This window comes from Vicinamibacterales bacterium (assembly GCA_036504215.1).
Classification (GTDB): Bacteria; Acidobacteriota; Vicinamibacteria; order Vicinamibacterales; family Fen-181; genus FEN-299.
The window spans coordinates 78116-92700 of sequence record DASXVO010000081.1; the positions used below are offsets into that span (position 1 = coordinate 78116).

General features: G+C 67.6%; 10 protein-coding genes. 8 read left to right on the top strand and 2 right to left on the bottom strand.

The genetic code is table 11. The features are described 5' to 3' along the window. Positions 1-88: 88 nt before the first annotated feature. Positions 89-628: a YceI family protein gene (locus VGK32_21680; GenBank protein ID HEY3384378.1), complete on the top strand. Its 540-nt coding sequence runs from the start codon at positions 89-91 to the stop codon at positions 626-628. A gap of 75 nt (positions 629-703) precedes the next feature. On the opposite strand, the gene VGK32_21685 is transcribed toward VGK32_21680, so the two are convergent. Next, positions 704-1999 carry an amidohydrolase family protein gene (locus VGK32_21685; GenBank protein ID HEY3384379.1) on the bottom strand — a complete coding sequence of 432 codons (1296 nt, stop codon included), beginning with the start codon at positions 1997-1999 and terminating at the stop codon, positions 704-706. Positions 2000-2184: 185 nt separating this feature from the next. On the opposite strand from VGK32_21685, the gene VGK32_21690 reads away from it, so the two are divergent. After that, positions 2185-4908, top strand: coding sequence for a hypothetical protein (locus VGK32_21690; protein ID HEY3384380.1), 2724 nt, complete (start codon positions 2185-2187; stop codon positions 4906-4908). 25 nt (positions 4909-4933) lie between these two features. Here the strand turns inward: VGK32_21690 and VGK32_21695 are convergent, their stop codons facing one another. After that, a complete protein-coding gene (locus VGK32_21695; GenBank protein HEY3384381.1) occupies positions 4934-7114 on the bottom strand; it encodes a M28 family peptidase in 2181 nt (726 codons plus the stop codon). 170 nt (positions 7115-7284) lie between these two features. On the opposite strand from VGK32_21695, the gene VGK32_21700 reads away from it, so the two are divergent. From VGK32_21700 to VGK32_21725, 6 genes are read left to right on the top strand one after another with little or no spacing between them, the layout of a single operon-like run. Continuing rightward, positions 7285-7830: a hypothetical protein gene (locus tag VGK32_21700; protein HEY3384382.1), complete on the top strand. Its 546-nt coding sequence runs from the start codon at positions 7285-7287 to the stop codon at positions 7828-7830. Further along, positions 7824-9824, top strand: a complete 2001-nt coding sequence (locus tag VGK32_21705) for a proton-conducting transporter membrane subunit (protein HEY3384383.1) — start codon at positions 7824-7826, stop codon at positions 9822-9824. The genes VGK32_21700 and VGK32_21705 overlap by 7 nt, the downstream gene beginning before the upstream one ends. After that, the gene (locus tag VGK32_21710) at positions 9821-10762 is read left to right on the top strand and encodes an NADH-quinone oxidoreductase subunit H (GenBank protein ID HEY3384384.1); all 942 of its coding nucleotides are present in this window, start codon (positions 9821-9823) and stop codon (positions 10760-10762) included. The genes VGK32_21705 and VGK32_21710 overlap by 4 nt, the downstream gene beginning before the upstream one ends. Further along, the gene (locus VGK32_21715; protein ID HEY3384385.1) at positions 10759-11469 is read left to right on the top strand and encodes a hypothetical protein; all 711 of its coding nucleotides are present in this window, start codon (positions 10759-10761) and stop codon (positions 11467-11469) included. The genes VGK32_21710 and VGK32_21715 overlap by 4 nt, the downstream gene beginning before the upstream one ends. A 2-nt stretch (positions 11470-11471) precedes the next feature. Beyond that, complete coding sequence (locus VGK32_21720) at positions 11472-12950, top strand: proton-conducting transporter membrane subunit (GenBank protein HEY3384386.1); 1479 nt, start codon at positions 11472-11474, stop codon at positions 12948-12950. Then, positions 12947-14527: an NADH-quinone oxidoreductase subunit C gene (locus VGK32_21725; protein ID HEY3384387.1), complete on the top strand. Its 1581-nt coding sequence runs from the start codon at positions 12947-12949 to the stop codon at positions 14525-14527. Before VGK32_21720 ends, VGK32_21725 begins: the two co-directional genes overlap by 4 nt. Positions 14528-14585 lie beyond the last annotated feature (58 nt).

A 14585-nucleotide genomic window follows, 5' to 3' on the forward strand; every position in this document is an offset into this window, starting at 1 on the left:
GAAGAACTCGGACGGGCGAGTGCCGCCCGGATCCCGGCGAACCCGCCTCGACAGGTGTTATCACACAGAGCAGGACAGGAGCACAATCATGGCAGCGACAACAGCGGTTCGGACGTTTGCAATCGACAAGGCCCACTCGGAGGCGGTGTTCCAGGTCCGGCACCTGGTCACCCGCGTTCGCGGACGCTTCAGTGACTTCGCAGGCACGATCCAGTTCAACGAGGCGAGCCCCGAGAACTCGACGGCCGACGTGACGATCCAGGCGGCGACCATCGACACCAATCAGGCCGATCGCGACACGCATCTCCGGTCCGCCGATTTCTTCTCGGTCGAGCAGTACCCGACGCTCACCTTCAAGAGCACGAAGGTGACGAAGACCGGCAGCGAAACGCTCGACGTGACGGGCGACCTGACGATCCGCGGCGTGACGAAACCGGTCACCTTGAAGACGACGTTCCTCGGGCTGGCGAAAGACCCGTGGGGCAACCTGCGGGCCGGGTTCGAGGCGGAGGTGACGATCAACCGGAAGGATTTCGGCCTGATGTGGAACGCCACGCTCGAAACGGGCGGGTTCCTGGTGGGCGACGAGGTGAAGATCAGCCTCTCGGTTCAGGCCGTGGCGCAGTAACGATTCGAGGACAGTGGTCGGGACGTCCTTTCAGACCGTCCCGACCTTTGCTGCCGGCGAGGCAGCCGCACAGCCTCAGCGGTTGACGATCACGACACCGTCCTTCATCACGAAGGACACCTTCTCGAGCAACGAGATGTCCTTCAGCGGGTCGCCGTCCACCGCGACGATGTCGGCGTGGTGACCGGGCGCGACGACGCCCACCTTGTCGCTCCAGCCCAGCAAGTCCGCCGCGCTCACCGTGGCGCTCTGGATGGCCTGCATCGGCGTCAGGCCATACTTCACCATGTGGGCGAACTGCCTCGCGTTCAAGCCGTGCGGAAAGACGCCCGCATCGGTGCCGTACGCGATCTTCACGCCCGCCTTGGCCGCCGCCTGGAAGCTCTCGCGCTGCAGCCGCCCCACCTTCTTCTCTTTCTCGATCGTCGATGGCGGATAGCCGAGGCGCGCGTATTCCGCGAGGATGTAGTCGTCGTTGTAGATGTCCGCCACGAGGTACGTGCCCCGGTCCTTCATCATCCTGATGGCCTCGGCGTCGAGCAGGCTGCCGTGCTCGATTGACGTCACGCCCGCCTGGATCGCACGCTTGATCCCTTCGGTGCCGTGCGCGTGCGCCGCCACCTTCCTGCCCCACATCGCCGCTTCATCGACCGCCGCCTTCATTTCCTCGAGCGAGTACTGGGGCGCGCCGACCGATTCCTCCTCCGACAGCACACCGGCCGTCGCCATGATCTTGATGACGTCGGCGCCGTACTTGATCTCGGTGCGAACCAGCTTTCGGATCGCGTCCACGCCGTCGGCGATACCCGACGTCTGCTCGAACCGCAGATACGGCGAAAAGCCGCTCACGTCGCCGTGGCCGCCCGTCGCCCCGACGGCCATCGCCGCCACCTGGAGCCGCGGCCCGACAACCTTGCCGCTGTTGATCGCGTTGCGCAGGGCGACGTCCACGTATTCCGGCGACCCGAGCACGCGCACGCTGGTGAAGCCCGCTTCCAACGTTCGCCGTGCGTAGATGTGGGCCGACACGGCGTCGTCGATCGGCGATCGGCGGAACAGGTCGGCGTAGTAGTTCTCAGGTTGACCGGTGATGTGGGTGTGGGCGTCGATCAGGCCGGGCAGGACGGTCTTCCCCCGGAGGTCGATGACCTTGGCGCCGGCAGGCACCTTGAGGTTCGCGCCGACCTCCTTGATTTCGGTCCCTTCAATCAGAATGTCCTGGCCCGCTTTCACTGTTCCCGACGCGACGTCGACGAGACTGCCGGCACGAATCAGGACGGGAACCGGCTTGTCCTCGGCGCGTGCGACACCGATGAGGGCGAAAGCGATCAGAATGACGCAGGCTGCACGAACACGAACGGTGGATGCCATGGTTGCTCCCAGGTGAGACATGAGAATCGAATTGTAGCCCCAATAGCCGGGTGTATGCTGAATGTCACCCTTCGACTCAGTTGTGTTGACCAAGGTCTCGCGCAGGGAACGCCCGTTTCATAGGGTGCGCAGGGCGCGAAGCATGTTCAACACAAGTGAGCTCAGGGTTGAGGGAGAATTCCGACATGTCAGACGTCACACGACAGCGGCGCCGGCCCGCGCTCGCACTGCTGGTGGCCCTCGCGGCGCTGTTCGCGCCCACGTGGCTCGCGGCGCGCGCGCCACGAGCGCCGGCTGCTCCACCTGTCGATCCGGCCCTCTATGCCGGTCTGCGGTGGCGGATGCTCGGCCCATTCCGAGGCGGACGCGTGAATGCCGTGACCGGAGTGCCCGGCCGGCCCGACACGTTCTACTTCGGTTCGGTGGGTGGCGGCGTGTGGAAGACAACCAACGCGGGACGGACCTGGCTCCCCGTCTTCGACTCCCAGCCGATTGCCTCGATTGGCGCCATCGCCGTGGCGCCGTCGAATGTCTCCGTCGTCTACGTCGGCACCGGAGAGGCCGACATGCGGTCGCAGATCTCGCACGGCAACGGCGTGTACAAGTCCACCGATGCCGGAAGGACCTGGAATCACCTCGGTCTCGACGATACGCGACAGATAGGCCGCATCCTCGTCGATCCACGAAGTCCGGACATCGTCTTCGTGGCCGCGCTCGGCCATGCGTACGGGCCGAATGCGGCTCGCGGCGTCTATCGGTCGCGCGACGGGGGCAGCACGTGGCAGCAGGTGCTGTTCAAGGGCGAGAACGTTGGCGCGATCGACCTCGCGATGGATCCACGCGACTCGAAGGTGATCTACGCCACGCTGTGGAACACGAGGCGGCCGCCGTGGAGCATCTACCCGCCCTCGTACGGGCCCGGCGGTGGCGTCTTCAAGTCCACGGATGGCGGCACCACGTGGAAGCCGCTCACGATCGGTCTGCCGACCGAGGGCCTCGGCCGCATCGGCTTGGCGGTCTCGCCGGTGAACCCGAAGCGTGTCTACGCCATCGTCGACGCCAGACAGGGCGGACTCTATCGGTCCGACGACGCGGGCGTGAGTTGGACGCTGGTCTCCGGTGACCAACGGATCTGGGGGCGCGGCTGGTATTTCGGCAAGGTCAGCGCCGACCCGAAGGATCCGGAGGTTGTCTACGTCTCGAACACCTCGCTCTACCGGTCGTCTGACGGCGGCCGCGCCTGGACGGCCATCAAGGGTGCGCCGGGCGGTGATGACTATCACCAACTCTGGATCGCGCCCGACGATTCGAATCGGATGGTGCTCGGGAGCGACCAGGGTGCCATCGTGACGGTGGACGGCGCCAGGACGTGGAGTTCCTGGTACAACCAGCCGACCGCGCAGGTCTACCACGTCGCCGGCGACTACCGGTATCCGTATTGGGTGACCGGCTCGCAGCAGGACAGCGGCCCGGTCAGCGTGGCGACGCAGTCGATGTTCGCGGAGCTCGGCACCCGTACCTGGCTGCCGGCATGCGCCGGGGGCGAATCCGGCTACACCGCGCCCGACCCGCTTCATCCCGACCTGCTCTTCGGAGGCACCGTCGCGCGCTGCGACGTCCGCACCGGGGAGACGACCAACGTGTCGCCGGAGCGGATGATGAAGGAGCCCCCGCGGCACACGTGGACGTTGCCGCTCGTGTTCTCGAAGGCCGACCCGCGGACCCTCTACTTCTCGAATCAGTTCCTGTTCAAGACGACCGACGGGGGCAACAGCTGGACGCAGATCAGTGGCGACCTGACGCGCGAGGACCCCGGCGTCCCCCCCAACCTCGATGCAGCCACGGCGGCCGACGCGCCACCGGCGAAGCGCCGCGGTGTCATCTACACCATCGCGCCGTCACCGTTGACGACAGCGACGATCTGGGCCGGCACGGACGATGGCCTCGTGCACGTGACGTGGGACGAGGGAAAGACCTGGCAGGAGGTCACCCCGCCTGCGCTGACACCGTGGAGCAAGGTGGTGATGATGGAAGCGTCGTACGCCGACATCAACACGGCGTACGCCGCCGTGGACCGCCATCGGCTCGAGGACTACGAGCCGTACCTCTACCGCACGCGCGACGGAGGCAGGAGTTGGCAGCGGATCACCGCTGGGCTGCCGGCGGGTGTCTACGTGCAGACGGTGAAGGAGGACCCCCGGCGGCCGGGCCTGCTGTTTGCCGGAACGGAACTCGGCGTGTTCGTCTCGTTCGACGCGGGCGACCGCTGGCAGTCACTGCAGTTGAACCTGCCGGCAGTGTCTGTGCGCGATCTCGAGGTGCATGGCGACGACCTGATCGTTGCCACACACGGTCGGGGATTCTGGATGATCGACGCCGTCACGGCGTTGCGGCAAGCGACCGACGAAGTGGCGCGCGGCGAGGCGTTTCTGTTCCGTCCGGCGGACGCGGTGCTGACGCCGCCGCCCAACGAGAACGGCACGCCGCAACCGCGCGATGAACCGCTCGCCGAGAACCGGCCGTACGGCGCGCTCATCGACTTCTACATCAGCCGCGCCTCCGGACCGGTGACGCTCGAGGTGCTCAACCCGGCTGGCGTCGTTCTGCGTCGGTACTCGAGCGACACGAGCGTCCAGCCGGTCGATCCCAATTCGCTGAGCATCCCGGCATTCTGGCGGCCTGCGCCCGAAGCGTTCCCGGCGACGCCGGGACAGCATCGCTGGGTGTGGGACCTGCGCACCGAGGCGAAACCAGCGCCGCGATCCGCCGGCGCCGCAGCATCGACGGGAGGAGAGGAAGGCCCCTCCCGCCGCGGGCCGCTCGTCGTTCCGGGAACCTACACCGTGAAACTGACCGTCGGTGGCCGCAACTGGACGCAGCCCCTGCACGTCGTGCGAGACCCGAGGTGAGAAATGGGGTCGGGACCAGTGTCTCCTACCACGTGATCCAACCGACGTTTCTCAACACATCGAAGTAGCCGACGACCGCGGTGAGCGGAAGATCGCGGCCCGTCTCGCCGACGACCGCGTTCCGGATTTGGACGATCGACCGCCTGCCGTTCACATAGTTGAGAATCATCGCGCCCTGCTGCGGCGTGAGGCCGAGCGACTTCAGCGCATCCGGGTGTTCTTTCAGATGCGTCGTGTACTTCGGCCAGGTCTGCAGCGAGAACTCGCGGCCCTTCACGGCTGGATCGAGTCGCGGAACGATGGCGGCGGCCTTTGCCTCGGCGGGCCTGAGCGTTTGCCCGGCCGGAGCCGGACGCGAGGCTGCTCCGGTCGCCGGAACGACCTGCGCCCGTCGTATCCGTGCAACGCCGACGATCTGCTGCTTCAGGCCCGCGCGGTACAGCTCCCACTGCTGCACCTTGCTGTCGACCACGGCGGTCGCCGCCGCGGAACGCGTCGAGATCTCGTCGATGGACCGCAGGGCCCCGATCTCTCGGTCAACGGCGAAGTCCGCCACGAGCAACGCACGCGCCGTCGTGGCGTCGAGGCCGGCGCCGTCGGCCTGCTCGACGAGCGCCAGCGCGCGCGGCAGGTCGCGCTCGGCGACGCGAGCGTACCCGAAGTCCGACACCGCATCCGCCAGGGCCGGCAACACGTCATCCGTCGCATTCGCTCCCGCCCAGGCGGCCGCCGCTCCAATGAACGCGATGCGTTTCATCTGCGTCGGATCGGACTTGTCCGGGGTGTCGACGTCGGCGTGATACCACTGGTCTGGCCACGTGAAGAACTCGACGCCCGGCACCCCGACCGACGGATTGTTGAAGCAGATGTGGTCGCTGCCCCCCGTCGCGCGGTGAATGTAGAACCGGAACGCGTCGGTGGACCCGTTCTTCTCGACCATCGGCCGCGGGAAATTCTGCCCGCCCGCCCGGCCGCGCGGGGCGTCGGGCAGGTAGACGATGTCGTTGGTGCGCCAGACGTAGTTCATCAGCGACTTCGCGAGGCCGTCGATGTAACACGGCAGGTGGTCCGGGCACTCGCTCATCGTCATCACACCGTTGTTCTTGCGGAGCGCCTCCCCGACCATGTCCATGTTCAGGTTCGCCGAGAGCGTGTCGGAGAATCCGGGGTGCCGCTTGATGAAGTCGAAGGTGCCGGAGATCTCCTGCGGCCAGAGGAAGTAGATCGTGCGGCGAGGCCGCGGCAGGTCGCCCGACGCAATCAGCTTGTGCAGCGCGCGGAGGATCTCGAGTTGCACCGCGCACCCGCTCATGTCGTCGTTCGCGCCGCGCTTGACGAGGCCCTCGAACAGATGCGCCGTGAAGATCACGCCCTTGCCGTCGGGCTCGCTGCCCGGAATCCAGCTGTAGACCGCTTCGAACTTGTCCTGGATCGACTCGACGTGCGTCTTCATCCGCACCACGATCGTCTGGCCGCGCTGCAGGTCCTCGAGCAACTCGGACCACTGCCGCCACGACACCGTCATACCCACCTTCAGCGTCCCGTTCTTGTAGGAGCCGCCGGAGTAGAGGACCTGCGCTGGATCGAGGTAGCGATCCTGGGCGCTGAATGCGATGACGCCCTGGATCCCCGCACCGTCCAGCACCTTCGCCAGGGCCTCGCGCGCGTGGCCCCACATCAGCACAACCTTGCCACGGTACTTGTCGCCAGCCGCCGCCAGCGCCGCCTTCACTTGGTCCTCGCTCGATGAGGGCGGCAGATAGGCGAGTTCGGCGGTGATGTCGGCGGTGGACGACCCGGCGGCGACCAGCGCGGAATCGGCGCCAAGACGGGCGATCAGACGTTTCTCGGGTGCGGTCACCCACAGCTCGCCCTCGACCGGATAGTCCACCTTCCGATCGCTCGGCGCCCGGTCGATGCGCGTGGTGTCGATGCCGTAGCCCCGGACGATGTCGTAGATCGCCTGGGACTCGAACAACGTGCCGCTGAACTCGGAGAGGTCGCGCGCCCAGGGCGCACCGGCCAGGCGCACCTCATTGTTGAACGCCATCTGGCCCGACACTTCGTTCGCCAACAGATCGAGCACCTCCTGCCGAAGCGGAGTCTTCGGCAACGGCGGCGGGGTCGGGGTCGGTGACTGCGCGACCGCGGCACAGGTGAACAACGCAATCAGGCTGACGGCGGAGACGACTCGGCGGGTTGGCACGGTGTACCCCTCCCGGGGCAAAACTCGCCGGGAGGATAGCACAGGAGTGTCCGACGCAGACCTGAGTGGCGTGATATAGTTGTCGTCTTGCGCGTGGGCACCGCCCCACGAATCTCAATCCCAGCTCGCGACACACACGAGCGCCGCCCCCGCGGCTTGCCAGCAGCGCCATGTCCTTCGTCCGACTGTTCTCGACGCTCGTTGCCGGTCCCCGCGTGACTGAAGCGGTGAGCGATCTCCTCGCGCCACCGTCTGCCGCCAGTGACGAGTTCGCGATTGCCGGCGAGGAACTGCGGACCATCCTGCGCGATCTGTACGGTGGCCGCTCGCTCCACATCCGTGCCGTCGACGCCGGGTCGACCAATGCCGAGGAACTCGAACTCACCGCGCTCGGAAACGCCTACTACGACATCGAGCGGTTCGGACTGTCGTTCGTCGCGTCGCCGCGGCACGCCGATATCCTCGTGGTGACAGGCCCGGTGGTCCGCAACCTGGAGCGCGCACTTCGCCTGACGTACGACGCGGCCCCACACCCCTGCATCGTCGTCGCGCTCGGGGACGGCGCGTGCACGGGCGGGATCTGGGCCGGGTCGTACGCGGTCGTCGGCCCCGTGGATCGCGTGATACCCGTTCACATCAGGATCCCGGGCGATCCGCCGTCGCCCCCCGAGATCATTCGAGGTCTCGCCGCCGGCCTGCGGAGCGTCCGATGTTGATCGAGTGGGGCGTTCGCATCGGGCTCCTCGGCGCCCTGGCGGCCTCGCTGGCTGCTGCGGCGATTGGCCTGGCGGCCCGCGGACCTCGCGCACGCCGTGCGGCGCACGCGTTGATGGCTGCAGGCTCGGTGGCAGGTGGCGCAGCGTCGATCCTCTTTCTGATCTGGAACCTGCATCCCCTCGCGATCGGCCAATCCCCACTGCTGTTCGGCGCGCCGCTGGTCGTCGATCGCCTCTCGGCGTTCTTCCTGCTGTTGCTGCACCTCGTGTCGGCGATGACGGCGTGGTTCGCGTCGACGTACGGCGAGGATGAAGCGGCCAAGTACCCGCCGCGCGCCGTCGTCCCGTTGACAGCCGTGTTCGGCCTCGGCATGCAGGGCGTCCTGCTGTCGAGCGGCGTAGCCAGCTTCCTGCTGTTCTGGGAAGCGATGTCGCTCTCGTCGTTCTTCCTCGTCATGGCCGACGGCGAAGAAGAGTCGCGCCATGCTGCGCTCCTCTACCTGGCTGTCGCGCAGTTCGGGGCGGGCGCCTTGATCGTCGGCGCCGGACTCCTGTCTGGCGGCGACCTCGCCGCCACCTTCGGCTCCCTGCCGTCGAACGTCTCGACGATGACGGCTGGCACCAGCCTGCTCGCGCTGGCACTGGTGATGTTCGCGTTCACGTCGAAGGCGGGGCTGGCGCCCTTCCATGCCTGGCTGCCCGAGGCGCACCCCCGTGCGCCGAGCCACATTTCGGCGCTGATGTCGGGCGTGATGCTGAAGGTCGCCATCTACGGGCTGCTGCGGTTCACGTCCGTCTGCTGGCCCGAACTGCCGTCGGGCTGGGGCATCGGCCTGCTGGTCCTGGGCCTCGGCGGGGCGGGAGTCGCCGTCATCTATGCCAACCTCGCACGGGAGATCAAACGGGTCCTCGCGTGGAGCAGCGTCGAGAACATCGGCCTCATCTTCACGATGTTCGGTTTCCAACTCGTGCTGCGGCGCACCGGCCACATCGGCCTGGCCGACGCGGTGCAGGCCGCAATGTTCCTGCACATCGCCGCCCACGCGCTGTTCAAGTCGGGGCTGTTCCTCGGCGCGGGCGCGATCATCCATGCGACCCACACCGCGAAGATCGAGGCACTCGGGGGACTCGCCAACCGGATGCCGTGGTTGTCCGCCGCGATGCTCGCGCTGTCGCTTGCTGCCGCCGCGCTGCCGCCGTTCGGTGCGTTCGTGGCCGAGTGGCTGCTGCTGCAGTCGGCGGTCGTGTCGCTGTCGGTGAAGAACACCCTCGTCGCGGTCCTCGGCCTGACGGTCCTGGTTGGCGTCGCGTTCGTCGCTGGCCTCGCCGTGTTCGCGATGGTCCGTCTCTTCGCGTTCATCTTCCTGGCGGAACCCCGGTCGGCCGCCGCACGGGCGGCGCACGAACCGGCGGTTGCGCTACGGGGCCCGGTCATCGCCCTGTCGGTCGCCGTGCTCGCGCTCGGCGTGCTGGCGCCCCTTGCGCGGCCGCTCCTGCCAGTCGTCGTCGCGGTCGTTGGCCCCGCCGTCCCTCCGGCCCCGATCGCAGCCGTGCCGATCGACCTCTCGCTGCCCGTGGCGCTGGGCGCGGCGCTCGCGGTGGGGTTGTGCGGCGCATGGCTGATTCGGCGCGCCCTCGGGGGACCGTCCCGGGTCAGGCGCTACCACACGTGGGATTGCGGACAGCCGATCGACGCGAGCATGGAATACACGGCCACTGGGTTCTCCGCACCGGTCCGCTTCTTCCTCCGCGACATCGTCAGGGCTGAGAAACATCTCGTCTTCACGCCCGTCGCGGCGGCGAATCCCTGGATCCGCGACGGCCAGATGGAGTTCCGCAAGGCCGCTGGCGTCCTCGAGCGGCTCTACTTTCCGATCGCACGGCTCATCGAGGGCGTTGGCGCCTGGCTGAAGCAGTTGCAGAACGGCGTCATCCAGTTCTACATCGCGCTGATTCTGGCCACGCTGCTGCTGACGTTGTGGGTGGCGCTATGACGATCGCGCTGACGCTCGTCCAGATCGTGGTGGTCGTGCTGTTCGCGCCGCTCGCCGCCGGGGTCGTTCGCAAGGTGAAGGCGCTCCTCCAGGGCCGGCGCGGTGCGCCCGTCCTCCTTCCCTACTGGACCATCCTGACGCTGATGCGGAAGGAAGTCGTGCTCTCGTCGAGCACCTCCTGGGTCTTCCGCGGTGCGCCGTTCGTTGTGCTGGCGACGTCGCTCGTGTCGGCGGCCGTACTCCCGCTCGTCACACGAGGCGGCGCGGCGGCGCCGCTGTCCCACTTCGTCGTGGTCGGCAGCCTCTGGATGCTCGGGGCCGTGTTCCTCGTCTTCGGAGGTCTCGACTCGGCCGGCGCGTTCGGCGGCATGGGCGCGAGCCGGGAGATGACGATCTCCGCCTTCCTCGAGCCGGCGGTGCTCACCAGCCTCGCGGCGTTCGCCGTGGCCTCCGGGTCGGTCACGGTGGACGGCATGCTGGTGGCGGGTGGGCGCGGCCTGGTGTCGCACCCGTGGCTGCTGCCGGCCGTCGGCGCGCTGGGCCTCGTCGCGCTCGGCGAGAACGCCCGCTACCCGGTCGACAACCCGGCGACGCACCTCGAGCTGACGATGGTGCACGAGGCGATGGTGCTGGAGTATTCGGGCCCGTACCTGGCGATGATGGAGTTGGCGAGCATGTTGAAGCTGACCATCTTCGCGCTGCTCCTCGCCAACATCCTCGTTCCTGCCGGCCTGATGACCGTCTCGAGCTCGGCGGTCGGGTTGGCGATCGCTCCGTTCGCGGCGGCGGCCAAACTGGCGGCCGGCATGATCGTGCTCGCCTTCCTGGAGTCGAGCATGGCGAAACTCCGGTTCTACGGGCTGCCCGAGTACTTCTTCGGCTGCCTGTTCCTCGGGCTGACCAGCCTCGGACTCGGTCTGTTCGCGGGGTTGCTGTGAACATCGATCTGTTTGCGTTCGCTCCGGCGCCGCCCGACCTCTTGTCGGTCGAGGGCGTGCTCGCGGGCGGCATGCTGCTCGCCGCATTCTTCTCGATGGGCCGCAAGCGGCTGCCGACGTTCCTGCGCCACTACACCCTGTCGTCTGCCTGCCTGGCCGGCGTCATCGCCTCGCACGCGGTGCGGACGGCGCATCCGGCGGAGTGGGCCGGCGCCGCTGCCACGTTGATCGTGAAGGTGGTGATCATCCCGCTGGCGATTCTGGCCACGGCGCGCCGATGCGGCGAATCGATGCGGCTTCGGCCGATTACGCGTCCGGTCGTGTCGTACGCGCTGTCGGTGGCCGCCGTCGTCGTCGCGTACGTGATGTCGCGCCGGCTGCCGATCGACGTCGGCGGGGGGCCGGGAGGCGGCATCGTCGTGCCGCTGTGGGGTCTCCTCTTCGTCGCGCTCGCCCTGATTCTCATCGGTTTCCTGATGCTGATCGTGCGGCGCGATCTCTATTCGCAGATCGTCGGCTTTCTCACCGTGGAGAACGGCATTGCCGCATTCACGGTGGTCGCCCTCGGCGGCGTGCCGTTCCTGATGGAGATGGGGATCTTCGCCGTCATCGGCAGCGGCGTGCTGCTGATGGCCGTGCTCAGCCAGCAGGTGCACAGCCTCTACCAGTCGCACGACACCGCGACTCTCCGAAATCTGATCGACTGATCATGCTGCTCTTCGGTGTATTGCTCGTTCCGCTCGTTGCCGCCGTCCAGGCCCTCCTCGCACGGGACGGCCGCTCTGCGTCGCGTGGCGCGGTCATCGCCGCGGTCGTCGCGACGCTTGGCGCCGGAGCGCTGGCCGGTCTCGTATTCCTCAGCGGCGAGCTGTGGTTCGGCGGGTATGGGATGCTCGATCGTTTCAGCGCGCTGATGGTGGTGCTGATCCAGATCGTCTGGCTCGGCGCCGCGCTCAGCAGCGTTCGGTACATCGGAATCGAGGAGGCATCGGGCATCCTCTCGGTGCGCAAGGTACGCCTCTACTACGCGCTGCTTCCGGTCTTCGTGCTCGCGATGCTCGTGACGGTCACGACCGACCACCTGGGAGTGCTGTGGCTCGGCCTCGAAGCGACGACGCTCGCGACGACGCCGCTCGTGGCGCTCTACCGGAAGGATGGCGCGATCGAGGCCGCGTGGAAGTACCTGCTGCTCTGCTCGCTCGGGATCAGCGTGAGCCTGCTCGGTCTGGTCCTGCTCGCGTACGCCGGCGTCGGGGCGGGACTGCCCGTCGATCAGGCCTTCTCACTCGGCGCGCTTCGAGGCCGGGCGGCGGCGCTGGACCCCCAGGTGGTGCGCTGGGCCTTCGTCTTCCTCTTCGTCGGCATCGGCACGAAGGTCGGCTTCGTGCCGATGCATCCGTGGCTCCCCGATGCCCACAGCCGCACGCCGTCGCCGATCTCCGCGTCGCTCTCCGGGGTCCTGTTGAACGTCGCGCTGTACGCCTTGCTGCGGGCCAAGGCCGTCACCGACCTCGCGCTCGGACAGGGCGAGTGGACGTCGCGGTTCTTCTGGGCGTTCGGTCTGCTGTCGGTGCTCTTCGCCGCCTTCGTCCTGCTGCACCAGCAGAACTACAAGCGGATGCTGGCGTACCACAGCGTCGAGCACATGGGCCTGATCTCCTTCGGGCTGGGCATGGGCCCGCTCGGGTCGGCCGGCGCGGTGATGCACATGATCGGGCACACGCTCGCGAAGAGCGCGCTCTTCTTCTCGGCGGGTGAAATCCTGCTGCGCACGCACACGACGAAGATCGCCAACATCCGCGGGCTGTGGCGCCAGGCGCCCCGCACCTCGCTGGCCTTTCTGCTCGGGTTCCTCGGGCTGATCGGCGCACCGACGTCAATCATCTTCGCGAGCGAACTCACGTTCCTCGTGGCCGCCGCACGGCGCAGCCCCGCCTCGGCGGTCGCGATCATCGTCGCGCTGGCGATTGTCGCGGTCGGCGTCCTGCACCACATCTTCTCCATGCTGTTCGGCGGCGACGCGCACGCGCGGCCGGAGGAGGCACCGCCACCTGAGCGGTTCACGGTGACGCACGCCGTCCTCGCCGTGGAACTGGCGCTGCTGTTCGGCGGCGGGGTGTTCTTCCTCACGAGACCCGGCTTCGAACTGGCAGCCAGCATCGCCCGTGTCTTCACGGTGAAGCCATGAACGCCCAGCAGGCCCTGTTGAACACTCCCGGCGTGATCGTCCGCGACGACCTCTATGCGTCGAGCGAGGGACGGGTCGTCGCCTACGTCCACCACTCCGTGTTCCAAACCGTCGTCGAGGCGCTTCACCAACAGTCGGGCCTGCCGCTCGATCTGCTGTTCGCGACGGACAACCGCGCGGCGAATGGCACGTTTGGACTCCATGCCGTGCTCGCGGTCGATGCCAGCCATGAGTGGATTGAGGTCGTCACCACTCTGCCGGAAACCGATCCTGTCTACGATTCGCTGACACCGACCGTCATGGCGGCCCACTGGTACGAGCGCTACGCGCAGGACATGTTCGGCATCGTCGCGCAGGGACATCCGGATCCACGCCGGCTCGTTCACCACGAGAACATCCCGGCGGGGACGCATCCGCTGCGCAAGGACTTCGGTTGGGACACGCCGTTGCCTCACGCCGACGAGCCCTACCCGTTGGGGCGGGTGGCTGGCGAGGGCATCTTCCAGATTCCCGTGGGACCGATCCACGCCGGCATCATCGAGCCCGGGCACTTCAGGTTCAATGTCGCGGGCGAACGGATCATCACGCTCGAGGGCAAGCTGTTCTTCACCCACAAGGGTGTCGAGAAGCTGCTCGAAGGGAAGACACCCCCTGAGGCCATGCCGTTCGTCGAGCGCGTGTCTGGCGATTCGGCGGCCTCGCATGCGCTCGCCTTCTGCCAGGCCATCGAATCGGTCGCCGGCTGCGCGGTGGCCGAACGCGCCCGCCTGATCCGCCTCGCACTCGTCGAAGTCGAACGGTTCACGATGCACTTGCACGACGTGTCCAACATCTGCGGCATGGGCACCGGGTACACCGTGATGGCGGCCAACGGGTTCCGGATCAAGGAGCGCCTCCAGCGGCTGTCGGCGCGCCTGCTCGGCAACCGGTTCTTCCGTGGCCTCATCGTGCCAGGTGGTGTCGCACGAGACTTCTCGGACGCCGAGATGGACGACGTCCGCGAGACGCTTGGGGCGGCCTGGAGCGACGCGTCATCACTGATCCGGCTCGGTCTCGACTCCGACACGCTCCGCGACCGCCTCGAGACCACGGGGGTGCTGACCCGGGACGCAGCCTGGGCCTACGGCGCCAAGGGGCTTGCGGCTCGCGCCTCCGGCCTCGATCGCGATGCGCGCCGCGATCATCCGCACGCCGGATACGACCTGTGTTCGCCGACCGTAAGGACGCGCACCGAGGGCGACGTGTTCGCGCGTGTGATGGTGCGCGTCAGCGAGATGGAGGACTCGGTCGAACTCGTTCGCGCGGCGCTGGGGCGTTGCCGCGGCGGCGCACTCGGACCGCGCATCGAAGCCTGCGTCGCGTCCCACGGCGAGGCGCTCGGCTGGGCGGAAGGCTGGCGCGGTCAGATCCTCGACTGGATCCGGCTGCGCGACGGCGTCATCGACCGGGCCGTGATCCGCGACCCGTCGTTCTGCAACTGGCCGCTGTTCGGCGAGATGGGGCCAGGCAACATCGTCCCCGACTTCCCGCTCTGCAACAAGTCGCTCAACCTGAGCTACTCGGGCACCGACCTGTAGGGCCGCGACACCCACCACCAAGCCACCGAGGACACCCAGGCTTCAGTCTCTGCGCGTT

What these genes read in the sequence shown, in the direction of transcription:
- VGK32_21680 (HEY3384378.1), top strand. Translation starts at nt 89, where the DNA reads ATGGCAGCGACAACAGCGGTTCGGACGTTTGCAATCGACAAGGCCCAC.
- VGK32_21685 (HEY3384379.1), bottom strand. Translation starts at nt 1,999, where the DNA reads ATGGCATCCACCGTTCGTGTTCGTGCAGCCTGCGTCATTCTGATCGCT.
- VGK32_21690 (HEY3384380.1), top strand. Translation starts at nt 2,185, where the DNA reads ATGTCAGACGTCACACGACAGCGGCGCCGGCCCGCGCTCGCACTGCTG.
- VGK32_21700 (HEY3384382.1), top strand. Translation starts at nt 7,285, where the DNA reads ATGTCCTTCGTCCGACTGTTCTCGACGCTCGTTGCCGGTCCCCGCGTG.
- VGK32_21705 (HEY3384383.1), top strand. Translation starts at nt 7,824, where the DNA reads ATGTTGATCGAGTGGGGCGTTCGCATCGGGCTCCTCGGCGCCCTGGCG.
- VGK32_21710 (HEY3384384.1), top strand. Translation starts at nt 9,821, where the DNA reads ATGACGATCGCGCTGACGCTCGTCCAGATCGTGGTGGTCGTGCTGTTC.
- VGK32_21720 (HEY3384386.1), top strand. Translation starts at nt 11,472, where the DNA reads ATGCTGCTCTTCGGTGTATTGCTCGTTCCGCTCGTTGCCGCCGTCCAG.
- VGK32_21725 (HEY3384387.1), top strand. Translation starts at nt 12,947, where the DNA reads ATGAACGCCCAGCAGGCCCTGTTGAACACTCCCGGCGTGATCGTCCGC.